The following is a 14119-nucleotide window of genomic DNA, read 5'->3' as shown; positions in this document are numbered from 1 at the left end:
CCGGTCGACGACGGCCTCACCGTGGTCGGCGACCACACGCCGACGTCGGGCTTCGACGGCTGCCGTCGGCTCATGGGGCTGCCGGAGCCGCCCACCGCCGTGTTCGCGGCCAACGACCCGATGGCCACGGCCCGTTCGACGCGCCGTTCGTCGCGTTCTTCGAGGAGCGCGTGCGACCCGTGCTGGCCGAGACCGGCGGCGAGCCGCTGGCGTACCTGCGGTCGGAGCACGCCCCGAACACCTTCCCCGCGCTCCCGGTGCGGGAGAAGAAGGAGGCGTTCGTGTGGTTCGCGCGCTTCGCCGACGAAGGGCACGTCGACGACCACCTGGATCGCCTGCGGCACGCGCAACGCTGGCGCGATGAGGTGCTGCCGACCCTTGCGGAACGGTGGGCCGGGCCCCCGCGACGGCTGCGGCTGGCACCCACCGACCGGTCGACACTGCGGTGAATCCCTTGCCGGTCAGCGGGGCCCTTCGCCGACCCGATCACCTGCCGGGCGCCCCGTACTCCGCGAACGCGCGACGTTAGACTCCTCCGCGTGTCGCAGGAGCCGGGGCGGCGGGGGAGGGGGCGTCCTCGCGCCAGTACGCGCGAGGACGTGGAGTCGGCGGCCCTCGCGCTGATGCGGCGCGACGGCTACGAGAACGTCACCGTCGCCTCGATCGTCTCCGCCGCGGGCATCAGCAGGACCACCTTCTTCCGCTACTTCGGCTCGAAGCCCGGGGTCATCTGGTACGCGTTCGACACCACGATCGAACGCCTGGCCGCGGCGATCGCCGGGGCGGCCGCTGACGCCGACGCGCTCGACACGGTGCGGGCGGCCGTCGTGGAGTCCACCCGGGCGGCGGTCCGGGACAGCCCGGTCTGGCTGGAGCGGTTCCAGCTCCTGGACACGGTCGCCGAGTTGCAGGCGGAGTCCCACCGGCACTGGGAGCGGTGGAAGCGCGTCATCGCCGAGCACATCGCGGGGCACATGGGCTGCGCGCCGGACGCGGTGATCCCGCTGGCGGTCGCGGGCGCGTTCCACGGCGGCTTCGTCGCCCAGCTTCGCGCCTGGCGCGACGATCGGCACCGTGACGCCTTCATCGCTCACCTCGACCAGGACATGGGGCGCGTTGCCGCCCTGCTCCGCCCGTTGCCCTCCGCGGATCCTGACTGAGCCCCCGACCCGACGCGCGTGCTCTGCCCGCCCCTGTGACCAGGGCTTCGGCCCGCCCTCCCACCTCGCCCTGTGTGGTGCCTCGCGCCGGGCGTATGTGCCGGACATATTTGTAGGACGGAGTACCATAAATCTCTGGGTGCCGGTGAGGCCCCCGTACGCGCGGGGGAGGGCATCGGGGGCCGCGGGTCCGCTCGTTCGACGCCCCCTCGGGGACACCCGTGACACCGGCACCACCCGACAAGGACGAAAGGCACCACCCCATGAAGGCATGGCAGTTCACCGGCGTCGACGAGCCGTTGCGTCTGGTCGACCTGGCGGATCCCCGGCCCGGCCCCGACGAGATCGTGGTGGACGTGAAGGCGGCGGGTCTGTGCCACAGTGACGTCAGCTTCGTGGACGGCACCATCACCGCGCTCCTCGGATCCGTCCCCATCGTCCTCGGCCACGAGACCGCGGGCATCGTCTCCGCGATCGGCAGCGACGTGGACTCCTTCGCCATCGGTGACCGCGTCGGCATCCCCGCCACGACGGAGGGCCCCGGCACCGCCGTCGACGGCGGCTTCGCCGAGAAGGTACGCGTCGAAGAACGGCTCGTCGTCCGCATCCCCGACGCGGTCAGCTTCGAGCAGGCCGCACCGGCCACCGACGCGGCGCGCACCGCCTACCGGGCCGTGCGGACCTTCGGCCGCGTCGAGGAGGGGATGAAGGTCGGCGTCATCGGCTTCGGCGGACTGGGCTCACTCGGCGCGCAGATCGCTCGGGCCTTCGGCGCGCAGGTGTACGTGGCCGAGATCAACGAAGCAGTCCGGCCGAACATCCAGGACTTCGGACCGGCGGGCATGTCCGCCGACATCCGTGACTTCGAGGACGCCCAGCTCGACGTGATCATCGACTTCGCCGGATTCGGCACCACCACGGCCTCCGCCATCGACGCCATCCGCCACGGCGGCCGGGTCGTGCAGATCGGGATGGCCCGCGAGTCCGCGACCCTGTCGATGCAGAAGATCATCCTCAAGGAGATCACCCTGGTCGGCGCCTCCAACGGGGAGAAGGCCGAGTGCGAGGCCGTGCTCGACCTCATCGCCCAGGGCAAGATCCGCTCCAGGATCACGCCGATCGCCTTCGAGCAGATCCCCGAATACCTCGGCAAGCTCCGCGACGGCCAGATCGACGGACGCGCCGTCGCCGTGACCCCCTGAGGCCCGGCCCCGGTCGGCGAACGCCCGTCGCGGCGTGCCATGGGTGGGAAACCCCCTTGTCGCGCCCGTGCCGTCGCGTCGTAGGCTGATCCGGCCAGTCGAGCTCCCCCGTGGAGTCAGGGAATCCGGTGAGAGTCCGGGACTGACGCGCAGCGGTGAGGGGGACGGGCGTGGCGACATGCCACTGGGGCGAGCCGCTCCGGGAAGGCGCCGCGCACCGGATGATCCCGAGTCCGAAGACCTGCTGGCCCTAGCGGCGACCGCCGCCAGGTCGACCGCGGGCCCCGCGTATGCGCCCCTGACCTCGAAGGACCGATTACGTGTCCGTGCTGACCCCTCATGCCGTGCGCGGCCGACCCGACCGGTGCCCCGGCGCGCTGCGTCCCTGGCCCGCCGACGACGGGCTGCTGGTCCGACTGCGGCTGGTCGGCGGCCGACTGCCCGCCCGCGGGCTGCGCGCGCTGCTGGCGTTGAGCGAACGGTGGGGCGACGGGCGGATCCACCTCACCTCGCGCGCCAACGTCCAGGTGCGCGGCCTGCCTTCGGACGGCGGCGCACTCGCCCCCGAGGTGCTGGCGGCGGTCGAGGCGACCGGGCTGCTGCCTTCGCGGTCGCACGAGCTGGTGCGCAACGTCATGGTCTCGCCGGGGACCGGTCTCGCCGGTGGGCGCGCCGACCTGCGCGGCGCTGCGGCCGAGCTCGACGCCGCGCTGCTCGCCCGCGCCAGGATCGCCCACCTCCCCGGGCGTTTCCTCTTCGTGCTCGACGACGGCCGCGGCGACCTCGTCGACAGGCCGTGCGACCTGGGGCTTGTGGCGTTGAACGGCACGACGGCGCAGCTGCGGATCGGCGACGGCTGGGGCCCCGTGACGCCCCTGGGCGACGCCGTCGGCGCGCTCACCGACCTCGCCCTCGCCTTCCTGCGGGCCAGGGGGGAGGGGCCCGCCGCGCCGTGGCACGTGCGCGAGCTGGCCGTTCCCCTGGTCGCGCCCGTGGCGCCCGACCCCGGTCTGCCGCCCGCGACCGCGCCCCTCCCGTACGGCGACGTCCCCGGCGGGCGGCACGTCGAGGTCGCCGACGGCGCGCTGACCCGCGGCCTGGCGGACGAGCTGCTGGCCACCGGCGTCGAGCTGGTCGTCACGCCCTGGCACGGCGTCCTGGTACCCGCGCCCGAGGCCCTGCGATGAGCGTTCCCCGCCGCCCGCGGCGCCACTACGACTATGTCGACAACGGTCCCGAGATCTATGTCGACTCCTTCGCGACCATCCGGCGCGAGGCGCGCCTCGACGGGCTTCCCGACGACGCCGAGAGGCTCGCCGTCCGCATGATCCACGGCAGCGGCCAGGTCGACCTGGTGGCCGACCTCGTCGTCCACCCCCGACTCGTCGGGGCCGCGCGGAAGGCGCTCGAGGCGGGCGCGCCGATCCTGTGCGACGCCACGATGGTCGCCGCCGGCGTCACCGCGAACAGGCTGCCCGCCCGCAACGACGTGGTCTGCGCCCTGAACGACCCGCGGGTGCGCGCGCTCGCCCGCGCCTGGTCGACCACGCGGAGCGCGGCGGCGGTGTCGCTGTGGGAGCCCCGGCTCGAGGGCGCCGTCGTGGCGATAGGCAACGCCCCCACCGCGCTCTTCCACCTGCTGGAGATGCTCGTCGACGGCGCGCCGAGGCCCGCCGCGATCATCGGGTGCCCGGTCGGTTTCGTCGGCGCGGCCGAGTCCAAGCAGGCCCTGGCCGACCTCGCCGCGGACCACGGCATCGAGATCCCCTATGTGACCGTGCGCGGCCGCAGGGGCGGCTCGGCCATGACCTCGTCGGCCCTCAACGCCCTGGCGCGGGAGGCGGAGTGAACGACGCGAGAACGGGCCGCTTCTACGGGGTCGGCGTCGGTCCAGGCGATCCCGAGCTGATCACGCTCAAGGCCGCGCGCCTCATCGCCGCGGCCGACGTCGTCGCCTACCACTCCGGCACAGGGAAACGGTCCAACGCCCGCCGCATCGCCCGCGACCTGATCCCCGCGACGGCCGTCGAGGAGGAGCTCGTCTACCCCGTGACCGTCGGCACCACCGACCACCCACTCGGCTACGAGGGCGCCCTGGCCGACTTCTACGAGGACGCGGCGGCGCGGCTCGCGGCGCACCTCGACGCGGGGCGGACCGTTGTCCTGCTGGCGGAGGGCGACCCGCTGTTCTACGGCTCGTACATGTACATGCACGACCGGCTCGCGGAGCGCTACGCCGCCGAGATCGTGCCGGGCGTCCCGGCCTTCGCGGCGGCCAGCGTGGCCGCCGGGTCCCCGCTGGTGCGGCAGACGGACGTGCTCACCGTGCTGCCCGGCACGCTGCCGGAGGCGGAGCTCGCCCGCCGTCTCGCGGACACGGACGGCGCCGTCATCATGAAGCTCGGCCGCACCTTCCCCGCCGTTCGCCGCGCCCTGGCCACCGCCGGGCGGCTCGACCACGCGCTCTACGTCGAACGGGCCTCGATGCCGGGCGAGCGCCTGCTGCCGGTCAGCGAGGTCGACCCTGACACCGTCCCCTACTTCTCCCTCATCCTCGTCACCGGCGACAGCCGCAACGGCCGCCGCTCCCGCACGCGGACCGCGGCGCCCCCCGCACGGGCCGACGCGGCGCCCTCGGCGCCCGCCGAGCTGCTCGTGGTCGGCCTCGGCCCAGGCCCCGAGCAGTGGCTCACCCCCGAGGCGACCGCGGCGCTCGCCACGGTCGACCACGTGGTCGGCTACCGCGCCTACGTCGACCGCGTGCCACGGCGCGCCGGGCTCGCGCGGCACGCGTCGGGGAACACCGCCGAGGTCGACCGCGCCAGGTTCGCCCTCGACCTGGCCAGGAACGGCGAGAAGGCCGCCGTCGTCTCCGGCGGCGACTCCGGGGTCTTCGGGATGGCCGCCGCCGTCTTCGAGGCGGCCGACGACCCCGCCTACGCCGACGTGCCCATCCGCGTCCTGCCGGGCGTCAGCGCCGTGCAGGCGGTCGCGGCGCGGGCCGGGGCGCCGGTCGGCGCGGACTTCGCCGTCGTCTCCCTGTCCGACCGGCTCAAGCCCTGGGCGGTCGTCGAACGCCGCCTGCGCGCCATCGCCGAGGCCGACCTGGTCCTCGCCGTCTACAACCCCGCGTCCCGCTCGCGCGCCACCCAGATCGCCGTGGCGCGGCGCGTTCTGCTGGAGCACCGCGAGCCCGACACGGTCGTCGTCGTCGGCCGCGACATCGGCCGCGCCGACGAGGCCCTCACCGTCACGACCCTGGGCGCGCTCGACCCCGGCACCATCGACATGAGGTGCCTGCTCATCGTCGGCGCCTCCACCACCCGCGTCACCCCGTCGGGCCGGGTCTGGACGCCCAGGTGGGTCGCGTCATGACCTTCCACACCGTCCACTTCGTCGGCGCGGGCCCCGGCGCCGCCGATCTGCTCACGGTCCGCGCGACCCGCCTCATCGCCGAGGCCGACCTGGTCCTCTACCCGGGCACCTACCTGGATCCCGAGGCGCTCGCCCACTGCGCCCCGGCGGCCGAGCTGGTCGACACCCAGGGCCTCGATCTCGACCGGATCGTGGACCGCCTGGTCCGCGGGGCCGCCGCGGGCCTGCGGGTCGTCCGCCTGGTGTCGGGCGACCCCTCCCTCTACTCCGCGCTCGCGGAGCAGACCCGCAGACTCTCCGCCGCGGGCGTCGCCTGGGACGTGACGCCGGGCGTCCCCGCGTACGCCGCCGCGGCGGCGCGCGTCGGCAGGGAGCTGACCGTTCCGCTCGTCGCCCAGTCGGTGGTCCTCACCCGCACGCGGGCGCGTTCGACCGCGATGCCGGAGAGCGAGTCGCTCGGCCGGTTCGCCGCGACCAGGGCGTCGCTCGTGCTGCACCTGGCGATCCGTCGCGTCCGCGCGCTGATGGACGAGATCGAGCCCGACTACGGAGGCGACTGCCCCGTCGTGGTGGTCCACCGGGCGAGCCAGCCGGGGGAGTTGGTGCTCCACGGCACCGTCGCCACCATCGCGGGCGCCGTCGAGCGGGCCGGGCTGCGCCAGGCCGCCGTCGTGCTCGTCGGGTGGGCACTGGCGAACGACGGGGGCGAGTCGTACCTCTACGACCGCTCGAGGGACCGCACCGGCGCCCGCGGACCCGGCGGCCAGGACGGCCCCGGGCGCCCCGACGACCTCACGGACGGCGCGTCACGAACCACTGGGTGACGGTCCGCGCCGGGGTCCAGCCCGTGAACGTGCCGAGCGGCGCGGCGCTCTCCACGGCCACCCTGGACAGCTCGCCGCCGTGGAGCCGGTAGGCGTCGGCGAGCACCCGCTCGGTCTCCAGCGTCACCCCGTGCACCACAAGGCGCCCGCCGGGGCGCAGCGCACCGAGGCAGGCGTCGACGACCCCCGCCCTGGTCGCCCCGCCGCCCACGAAGACCGCGTCAGGGGTCGGCAGGCCCGCGAGCGCCTCGGGCGCCGAGCCCTCCACCACGGTGAGCGTGGGAACGCCGAGACGCCCCGCGTTCCGCCGGATGCGCGCCGCCCGCTCCGGGGCGGACTCGACCGCGCTGGCCCGGCACGTGGGATGGGTGCGCAGCCACTCGATGCCGACCGACCCGGCCCCCGCGCCCACGTCCCACAGGTGCGCCCCCGGAGCGGGTGCGAGCCGCGCGAGCGCCGCCGCGCGCAGGTCGCGCCGGGTGAGCTGGCCGTCGTGTTCGTACGCCTCGTCCGGCAGCCCGGTCGCCCAACTGACGCCAGGACCGCGGAGGTCGAGCGCCAGCACGTGCAACGCCGGTACGCCGGGCGCCCGTTCGCCCAGCCACGCGCTCGCCGTCAGCTCCGCGCGCGACTCCGTGTCCGCGCCGAGGTCGCCGAGCACCGTCATCGCGCTCCCGCCGTACCCCGCGTCGACCAGGAGGCGCGCCACCACGCCGGGGGCGGCCCGGTCGGGGGAGAGCACCAGGACGCGGTGGCCGGGGGCGAGCGAGCGCAGCAACAGGCGCGCGTCGCGGCCTACGAGCGTGACGACCTCGCTGCTCTCGGCCGACCAGCCCATCCGGGCCCGCGCCAGCGCCACGGAGGAGACCGCGGGCTCGATCAGGACGGCGTCGGCGCCCAGCACCTCCACCAGGGTCGTGCCGATGCCCGACACCATCGGGTCACCCGAGGCCAGGGCGGCCACCGGCGCGGTGCCCAACGAGCCGAGCAGGGCGGGCAGTCGCTCCCGCAGCGGCGAGGGCCATGTCTCGCGCCGCTGTCCCGCCACGGGCGGCACAAGACCCAGGTGCCTGCTGCCGCCCAGGAGGACACCGGCGTTCCGCACGACGGCGCGCAGCCGCTCGGGCATCCCCTCCCAGCCGTCCGCGCCGATGCCGACCACCGTGATCCGCGCTCTGCCCCTCGGGCCCGTGGCCCCTCCCATGGCGTCCACCATGGGACGAGACGCTATCGTGAACGCCGAAGGCACAAGGTGCCCCAACGGCCCAGCCATCGGAAACGGTGGGGAAGGCCGGCGGGGAGAATCTGGGAAGCCGGTGAGACTCCGGCACAGGCCCGCTGCGGTGAACCGAGCCCGCTCATGAGAGCAGGGACCCGGCAAGTCCGAAGACCGGCCTTGCGCCTCGCACTTGACGATGGCGAAGCGAGCGGGAGCCTCACATGCCAGCGCACTACCCCTTTTCCGCGGTCCTCGGCTGTGACCCCGAACACCCCGACGGGCTCGACGACATGGGTCTCGCGCTCGTCCTCACCACCGTCTCCCCCGAGATAGGCGGCGTCCTGGTCCGCGGCGAGAAGGGCACCGCCAAGTCGACCGCGGTGCGCGCCCTGGCCGCCGTGCTGCCGCCCATCGACGTCGTGGCGGGGGACCGTTTCTCCACCGACCCGCACGACCCGGCGGGCGCCTCGCCCGACGGCCCCTTCCCCGTGGACGCCGCCACCGAGACCCGGCCCGTCAGGCTCGTCGAGCTGCCCATCGGCGCCACCGAGGACCGCGTCCTCGGCTCGCTGCACCTGGAACGCGCGCTGACGCACGGCAAGGTCGAGTACGAGCCGGGCCTGCTCGCCCGCGCCCACCGCGGCGTCCTCTACGTCGACGAGGTCAACCTGCTCCACGACCACCTCGTCGATCTGCTGCTCGACGCCGCCGCGATGGGCCGCGCCACCGTCGAACGGGACGGCGTCTCCGTCGAGTACGCCGCCAGGTTCGTGCTCATCGGCACGATGAACCCCGAAGAGGGCGAGCTGCGGCCGCAGTTGCTCGACCGGTTCGGGCTGACCGTCGAGATCACGGCCCCGCGCGACCCGCGGCGGCGCGCCGAGGTGGTGCGGCGGCGGATCGCCTACGACGCCGATCCCGGCGCGTTCACCGAACGCTACCTGGCGGCCGACGCCGCGCTCACGGAGCGGATCGCGGCGGCGCGCGAACGGGCCGGGAAGGTCCGCCTGGGAGAGCCCGCGCTGCTCAAGATCGCCGAGGTGTGCGCCGCGTTCGAGGTCGACGGGCTGCGCGCCGACATCGTCACCGCCCGCGCCGCCGTCGCCCACGCCGCGTGGGAGGGCCGCGACGAGGTGACCCGCGCGGACATCAGGCGGGCCGCGATCCTCACGCTGCCGCACCGTCGGCGCCGCAAGCCGTTCGACGCCCCGGGCCTCGACGAGGACCTCCTCGACCGGCTGCTCGGCGACGCCGAGCCTCCCCCCGGACCGCCCGAAGGACCCGAGTCCCCCGACGGCCCCGGGCCCTCAGGGCCGCCCGAACGGCCGGGGACGCCGGGGCCCGACGAGGCGAGCGGGCCGCCCGACGAGGCGCCCGCGGCCGAACGCGCCCCCGCCCCTGACCATGACGCGCCCGGCGCCCCGGCGGCCCCCACCGCCCCCGACCCGGACGCGGGCCCCACGGCCGTGTCCGCCGCGGCGCCCTACCGGCCCAGGCTGCTGACCGTCCGCGGGCTCGGCGAGGGCGCGGCCGGGCGCCGCAGCCGGGCGCTCGCCGGGATCGGCACCCGGATCGGCGCGCGCCCCGCCGACGGTGCGTCCGGCTCCCTCCACCTCGTGGAGACCCTGCGCGCCGCGGCCGCCGCCGGGCCCGCGCGCGGACCGGCCGGGGGCCGTATCCCGCTGCGCGCGGAGGACCTGCGGCACGCCGTCCGCGAGGGCCGCGAGGCCAACCTCGTGCTGTTCTGCGTCGACGCGTCGGGGTCCATGGCCGCGCGCAAGCGCATGACCCAGGTCAAGACCGCGGTCCTCTCGCTCCTGCTCGACGCCTACCGCCGTCGGGACAAGGTCGGTCTTGTCACCTTCAGAGGGCGGCGCGCCGAGCTCGTCCTGCCGCCGACCCACTCGGTCGAGATCGCCGCCCGCCGCCTCGACGAGCTGCCGGCCGGCGGCAGGACCCCGCTGGCCGAGGGCCTCGTCGAGGCCGCCGCGATCCTGCGCCGTGAGCGGCTCCGCGACCCGCGCCTCCGCCCCCTGCTCGTCGTCGTCACCGACGGCCGGGCCACGGGCGGACCCGACGCGGTCGCCCGGTCACGCCTGGCGGCGGAGCACGTCGCCGCCCTCGGCGTCACCTCCGTGGTCATCGACGGCGAGACCGGCCCGCTGCGGCTCGGCCTGGCCGCCGACCTCGCGCGCCGACTCGGCGCCGAGCACCTGCCCGTCACCGCGGTCAGCGCCGAGGTCCTCGCCGGGAGCGTCCGCGACCGCACCGGCGGCCCGAGGGACGGCGGCCTGAGGGGCGCGGCCTGATGCCCCGCGGCCGACCCACCACCGTCCCCGACGACGGCCTGACGACGCGGCAGCGGCGCCGACGCCCCCTCGTCGTCGTCCACACGGGCGACGGCAAGGGCAAGTCGACCGCCGCCTTCGGCCTGGCGCTCCGCGGCTGGAACCAGGGCTGGCGCATCGGGGTCTTCCAGTTCGTCAAGTCCCCCAAGTGGCGCGTCGGCGAGCAGGACGTCCTCGAACGCCTCGGTCGGCTGCACGCCGAGACCGGCGAGGGCGGCCCCGTCGAGTGGCACAGGATGGGCTCGGGGTGGTCATGGGCCAGGAAGCGGGCCGACGCCGACGACCACGCCGCTGCCGCCGCCGAGGGATGGGCGGAGATCAAGCGCCGGCTGGCCGGTGGGACCCACGACCTGCTCGTGCTCGACGAGTTCACCTACCCCATGGCCTGGGGCTGGGTCGACGTCGACGACGTCGTCCGCACGCTGGCCGAGCGGCCTGGCCACCAGCACGTCGTCATCACCGGGCGCCGGGCCGACCCCAGGCTGGTCGAGGCCGCCGACCTGGTCACCGACATGACCAAGGTCAAACACCCGATGGACGCGGGACAGAAGGGGCAGCGGGGCATTGAGTGGTGAGCCCGGGGTGCCGCTGCCCCGGCTGATGGTCGCCGCCCCCTCGTCGGGACAGGGCAAGACCACCGTCGCCACCGGGCTGATGGCCGCCCTGCGCTCGGCGGGGCACGAGGTCAGCGGCCACAAGGTCGGCCCCGACTACATCGACCCGGGGTACCACGCCCTGGCCACGGGGCGTCCGGGCCGCAACCTCGATCCCCACCTCGTCGGCGAGGAACGCGTCGCCCCGCTCCTGCTGCACGGCGCCGAGGGCGCCGATGTCGCCGTGATCGAGGGCGTGATGGGGCTGCACGACGGCAGGCTCGGAACGGACGGCTTCGCGTCGTCCGCGCACGTCGCCACGGTGACCAGGACCCCGGTCGTGCTCGTCATGGACGTCGCGGGGCAGTCCAGGTCCGTCGCCGCCGTGGCGTTGGGCATGGCCGCGTACGCGCCCGAGGTCCACGTGGCGGGCGTCGTGCTCAACCGGGTCGGCTCGGCCCGCAACACCGCCGAGATCGAACGGTCGTTGGAACGCGCCGGGCTCCCCGTCGTCGGCGCCCTGCCCCGCGACGACCGTCTCGCCACCCCTTCGCGCCACCTGGGCCTCGTCCCGGTCGCCGAGCGCGACGATCCGGCGCGGCTGATCGCGCACCTCGGCGAGCGCGTCGCCCGCCACCTCGACCTCGACGCGCTCCTGTCCATCGCCCGCGCGGCCCCCGACCTCGACGCCGCGCCCTGGCGCCCAGGGCGCGAGGTCGTCGCGGTCGGCGCGTTCGGCCAACGGCGCCCGGTCGTCGCCATGGCGGGCGGCCGCGCGTTCACGTTCCGGTACGCCGAGACCGAGGAGCTGCTGACGGCGGCCGGGTGCGCGGTGGTCACGTTCGACCCGCTCACCGACACCGCGCTCCCGCCCGACACCCGGGGGATCTATCTCGGCGGCGGCTTCCCCGAGGTCTACGCGGCCGACCTCGCCGCCAATCGCGCCCTCCTGCACGACGTGCGCGCCGCCGTGAGCCGCGGCATCCCCACCGTCGCCGAGTGCGCGGGGCTGCTCTACCTCTCCGCGTCCCTCGACGGCGCCGAGATGGCCGGGGTCCTGCCGACCGAGGCCGCCATGACCGACCGCCTCACCCTGCGCTACCCCGTCGCGACGGCGGCCGCGGACAGCCTGGTCACCCGGGCCGGGGAGCGGGTCACGGGGCATGAGTTCCACCGCACCCTGACCTCGCCCATGGCCGGTGCCACCCCGGCCTGGCACATCGACGGCGAGGCCACGGGATTCGCCTCGCCCACGTGCCACGCCGCGTATCTGCACGTCCACTGGGCCGGTCACCCCGGGCTCGCGCAGCGGTTCGCCGATGCCGTCCACGCCGCGACACCGCATGTCACGGCCGCGCCTCCCGCCGCCCGCCCACCGGATCCCGGCGACGGCGGACAGGTGCGGGACCCCCTGCGCCACCACGGCGACCGCGAGACGGGGCCAGGGCTGATCGACTTCGCCGTCAACGTGTACGACGGCGGGCGGCCCGAGTGGCTCGAACGGGCGCTGCGGCGAAGCCTCGAGCGGGTGGCCGACTACCCCGACCCGGCGCCCGCGCGGGCCGCCCTCGCCGAACGCCACGGGCGCCGCCGCGGCGAGGTGCTCCCCACGGCCGGTGCCGCCGAGGCGTTCACCCTGGTGGCCCGCCTGCGCGCCTGGCGGCGCCCCGTCGTCGTCCACCCCCAGTTCACCGAGCCGCATGTCGCGCTCGAACAGGCGGGGCACCACGTCACCTCCGTTCTCTGCCGCCCCGAGCACGGGTTCGGGCTCGACCCCGCGGACGTGCCCGAGGACGCGGACCTCGTCGTCATCGGCAACCCCACCAACCCCACGGGCGTGCTCCACCCCGCCGAGCTGGTGCACGGCCTGAGGCGCGCGTGGCGGCTTGTCGTCGTGGACGAGGCGTTCATGGACGCCGTGCCGGACGAGAAGGAGTCGCTGGTGCGGGAGCGCCTGGCCGGGGTCGCCGTGATCCGCAGCCTCACCAAGCACTGGTCCATCCCCGGCGTGCGCGCCGGTCACGTCGTCGCGGAGCCCGAGGTGATCCGCGCGCTCGCCGCCCTCCAGCCGCCGTGGTCGGTCTCGACGACGGCCGTCGACGCCATGGTCGCCACGTGCTCGGCCGCCGCGGCGGCCGAGGGCCGCGACCGGGCCCGCGCGCTCGCGCGCTGGCGCGGCCACCTCGAGGAGGGGCTCGGCCGACGGGGCTTCGACGTGGTCGCCTCGGCGGCGCCGTTCGTCCTCGCCCGCCTCGGGGAGGGGGCGCACCCGATGCTGCGCGCCCACGGCATCGCCGTGCGGAGGGCCGACACCTTCCCCGGGCTCGGCGGCGACTGGGTCCGCGTCGCCGCGCGCCCGGCCGACCGCACGCGGCGGCTCTTCGCCGCCCTCGACGCCGTGGGCCCCGCGGCCCGCACGGCAACGCCCTGAGGGAACGACTCGCATGAACACCTCCCTGCCCGCCGCCCGCGCCGCCGGGCTGCTGCTCGGCTTCGCCGCCGACCGGCTGATCGGCGACCCACGCCACCACCACCCGGTCGCGGGCTTCGGCGCGGCGGCCTCGGCCCTGGAGCGGCGGATGTACGCCGACAGCCGCTCCAGGGGCCTGGCATACGCGGGAACGCTCGTCGTGGGAGCCGTCCTGCTCGGCCACGCCGCCGCCCGCCGCACCGAGCGGCGCCCGCTCGCCCACGCCGTGGTCACCGCGGCCGCCACGTGGGCGGTGCTCGGCGGCCGTTCCCTCGAACGTGAGGCGCTCGCCGTCCACGCCCGCGTCGAACGCGGCGACCTGCCCGCGGCGCGGCTGCGGCTCACCCACCTGGTCGGGCGCGACACCGCCGCCCTCGACGAGCCCGGCATCGCCAGGGCCGTGGTCGAGTCCGTCGCCGAGAACACCTCCGACGCCGTCGTGGCGCCCCTCGTGTGGGGCGCGTTCGCCGGGGTGCCAGGGCTGCTCGGCCACCGCGCCGCCAACACCCTCGACGCCATGGTGGGCCACCGCTCCCCCCGGTACGCGCGCTTCGGCTGGGCCGCGGCACGGCTCGACGACCTGCTCAACCTGCCGGGCTCGCGGCTCGGCGGACTCCTCACCGCGGCGGCGGCGCCGTCCCGCGCGGCCCCCGCGCTCGCGGTGTGGCGCGCGGACGCCGCCGCCCACCCCAGCCCGAACGCCGGGGTCGTGGAGGCGGCCTTCGCCGGATCGCTCGGCGTCCGCCTCGGCGGCACCAACCGCTACGGCACCAGGACCGAGCACCGGGCGGTCCTGGGCAACGGGCGCCCCGCCCGGCGGGCCGACATCCCGCGGGCCGTCGTGCTCGCGCGCCGGGTCGGCGCCGGGGCCGCCCTGGTGGCGGCAGGCGTCGCCCTGGTCGTCGGGGGCCGTGGCCGCGCCCGATGA

General features: G+C 75.9%; 11 protein-coding genes, 1 pseudogene and 2 riboswitches. Of the genes and pseudogenes, 11 read left to right on the top strand and 1 reads right to left on the bottom strand.

Features of this window, described 5'->3' with window-relative positions:
• The 7 genes and pseudogenes from D7318_RS35035 to D7318_RS27380 all read left to right on the top strand — a co-directional run.
• Positions 1 to 449: pseudogene (locus D7318_RS35035) on the top strand (hypothetical protein); the annotation flags it as partial.
• A gap of 150 nt (positions 450 to 599) precedes the next feature.
• A complete protein-coding gene (locus tag D7318_RS27405; RefSeq protein ID WP_120699909.1) occupies positions 600 to 1160 on the top strand; it encodes an acyl-CoA-like ligand-binding transcription factor in 561 nt (186 codons plus the stop codon).
• A 263-nt stretch (positions 1161 to 1423) separates the two neighbouring features.
• Positions 1424 to 2362, top strand: coding sequence for a zinc-binding dehydrogenase (locus D7318_RS27400; RefSeq protein WP_120699908.1), 939 nt, complete (start codon positions 1424 to 1426; stop codon positions 2360 to 2362).
• 78 nt (positions 2363 to 2440) lie between these two features.
• A riboswitch (cobalamin riboswitch) is annotated at positions 2441 to 2625 on the top strand.
• A 57-nt stretch (positions 2626 to 2682) separates the two neighbouring features.
• Entirely contained in the window at positions 2683 to 3549 is an 867-nt protein-coding gene (locus tag D7318_RS27395) for a hypothetical protein (RefSeq protein ID WP_220729833.1), read from the top strand.
• Complete coding sequence (locus D7318_RS27390) at positions 3546 to 4211, top strand: precorrin-8X methylmutase (RefSeq protein ID WP_120699907.1); 666 nt, start codon at positions 3546 to 3548, stop codon at positions 4209 to 4211. The genes D7318_RS27395 and D7318_RS27390 overlap by 4 nt, the downstream gene beginning before the upstream one ends.
• Entirely contained in the window at positions 4208 to 5737 is a 1530-nt protein-coding gene (locus D7318_RS27385) for a precorrin-2 C(20)-methyltransferase (RefSeq protein ID WP_120699906.1), read from the top strand. Before D7318_RS27390 ends, D7318_RS27385 begins: the two co-directional genes overlap by 4 nt.
• Positions 5734 to 6561 carry a cobalt-precorrin-4/precorrin-4 C(11)-methyltransferase gene (locus D7318_RS27380; RefSeq protein ID WP_120699905.1) on the top strand — a complete coding sequence of 276 codons (828 nt, stop codon included), beginning with the start codon at positions 5734 to 5736 and terminating at the stop codon, positions 6559 to 6561. The genes D7318_RS27385 and D7318_RS27380 overlap by 4 nt, the downstream gene beginning before the upstream one ends.
• Here the strand turns inward: D7318_RS27380 and cbiE are convergent.
• Positions 6530 to 7777, bottom strand: a complete 1248-nt coding sequence (cbiE, locus tag D7318_RS27375) for a precorrin-6y C5,15-methyltransferase (decarboxylating) subunit CbiE (protein WP_120699904.1) — start codon at positions 7775 to 7777, stop codon at positions 6530 to 6532. The genes D7318_RS27380 and cbiE overlap by 32 nt on opposite strands.
• Before the next feature lie 55 nt (positions 7778 to 7832).
• Positions 7833 to 7974, top strand: a riboswitch (cobalamin riboswitch).
• Positions 7975 to 8001: 27 nt separating this feature from the next.
• On the opposite strand from cbiE, the gene D7318_RS27370 reads away from it, so the two are divergent.
• From D7318_RS27370 to D7318_RS27355, 4 genes are read left to right on the top strand one after another with little or no spacing between them, the layout of a single operon-like run.
• Positions 8002 to 10089: a VWA domain-containing protein gene (locus D7318_RS27370; RefSeq protein ID WP_220729831.1), complete on the top strand. Its 2088-nt coding sequence runs from the start codon at positions 8002 to 8004 to the stop codon at positions 10087 to 10089.
• A complete protein-coding gene (cobO, locus tag D7318_RS27365; RefSeq protein WP_120699903.1) occupies positions 10089 to 10703 on the top strand; it encodes a cob(I)yrinic acid a,c-diamide adenosyltransferase in 615 nt (204 codons plus the stop codon). Before D7318_RS27370 ends, cobO begins: the two co-directional genes overlap by 1 nt.
• Entirely contained in the window at positions 10693 to 13152 is a 2460-nt protein-coding gene (locus D7318_RS34830) for a cobyrinate a,c-diamide synthase (protein ID WP_220729829.1), read from the top strand. Before cobO ends, D7318_RS34830 begins: the two co-directional genes overlap by 11 nt.
• A 13-nt stretch (positions 13153 to 13165) precedes the next feature.
• Entirely contained in the window at positions 13166 to 14119 is a 954-nt protein-coding gene (locus D7318_RS27355; RefSeq protein ID WP_120699902.1) for a cobalamin biosynthesis protein, read from the top strand.

The organism is Streptomyces radicis, assembly GCF_003626575.1.
Classification (GTDB): Bacteria; Actinomycetota; Actinomycetes; order Streptomycetales; family Streptomycetaceae; genus Streptomyces; species Streptomyces radicis.
The sequence above is the reverse complement of the archived record's forward strand: the minus strand, read 5'-3'. Positions and strand labels throughout refer to the sequence as shown.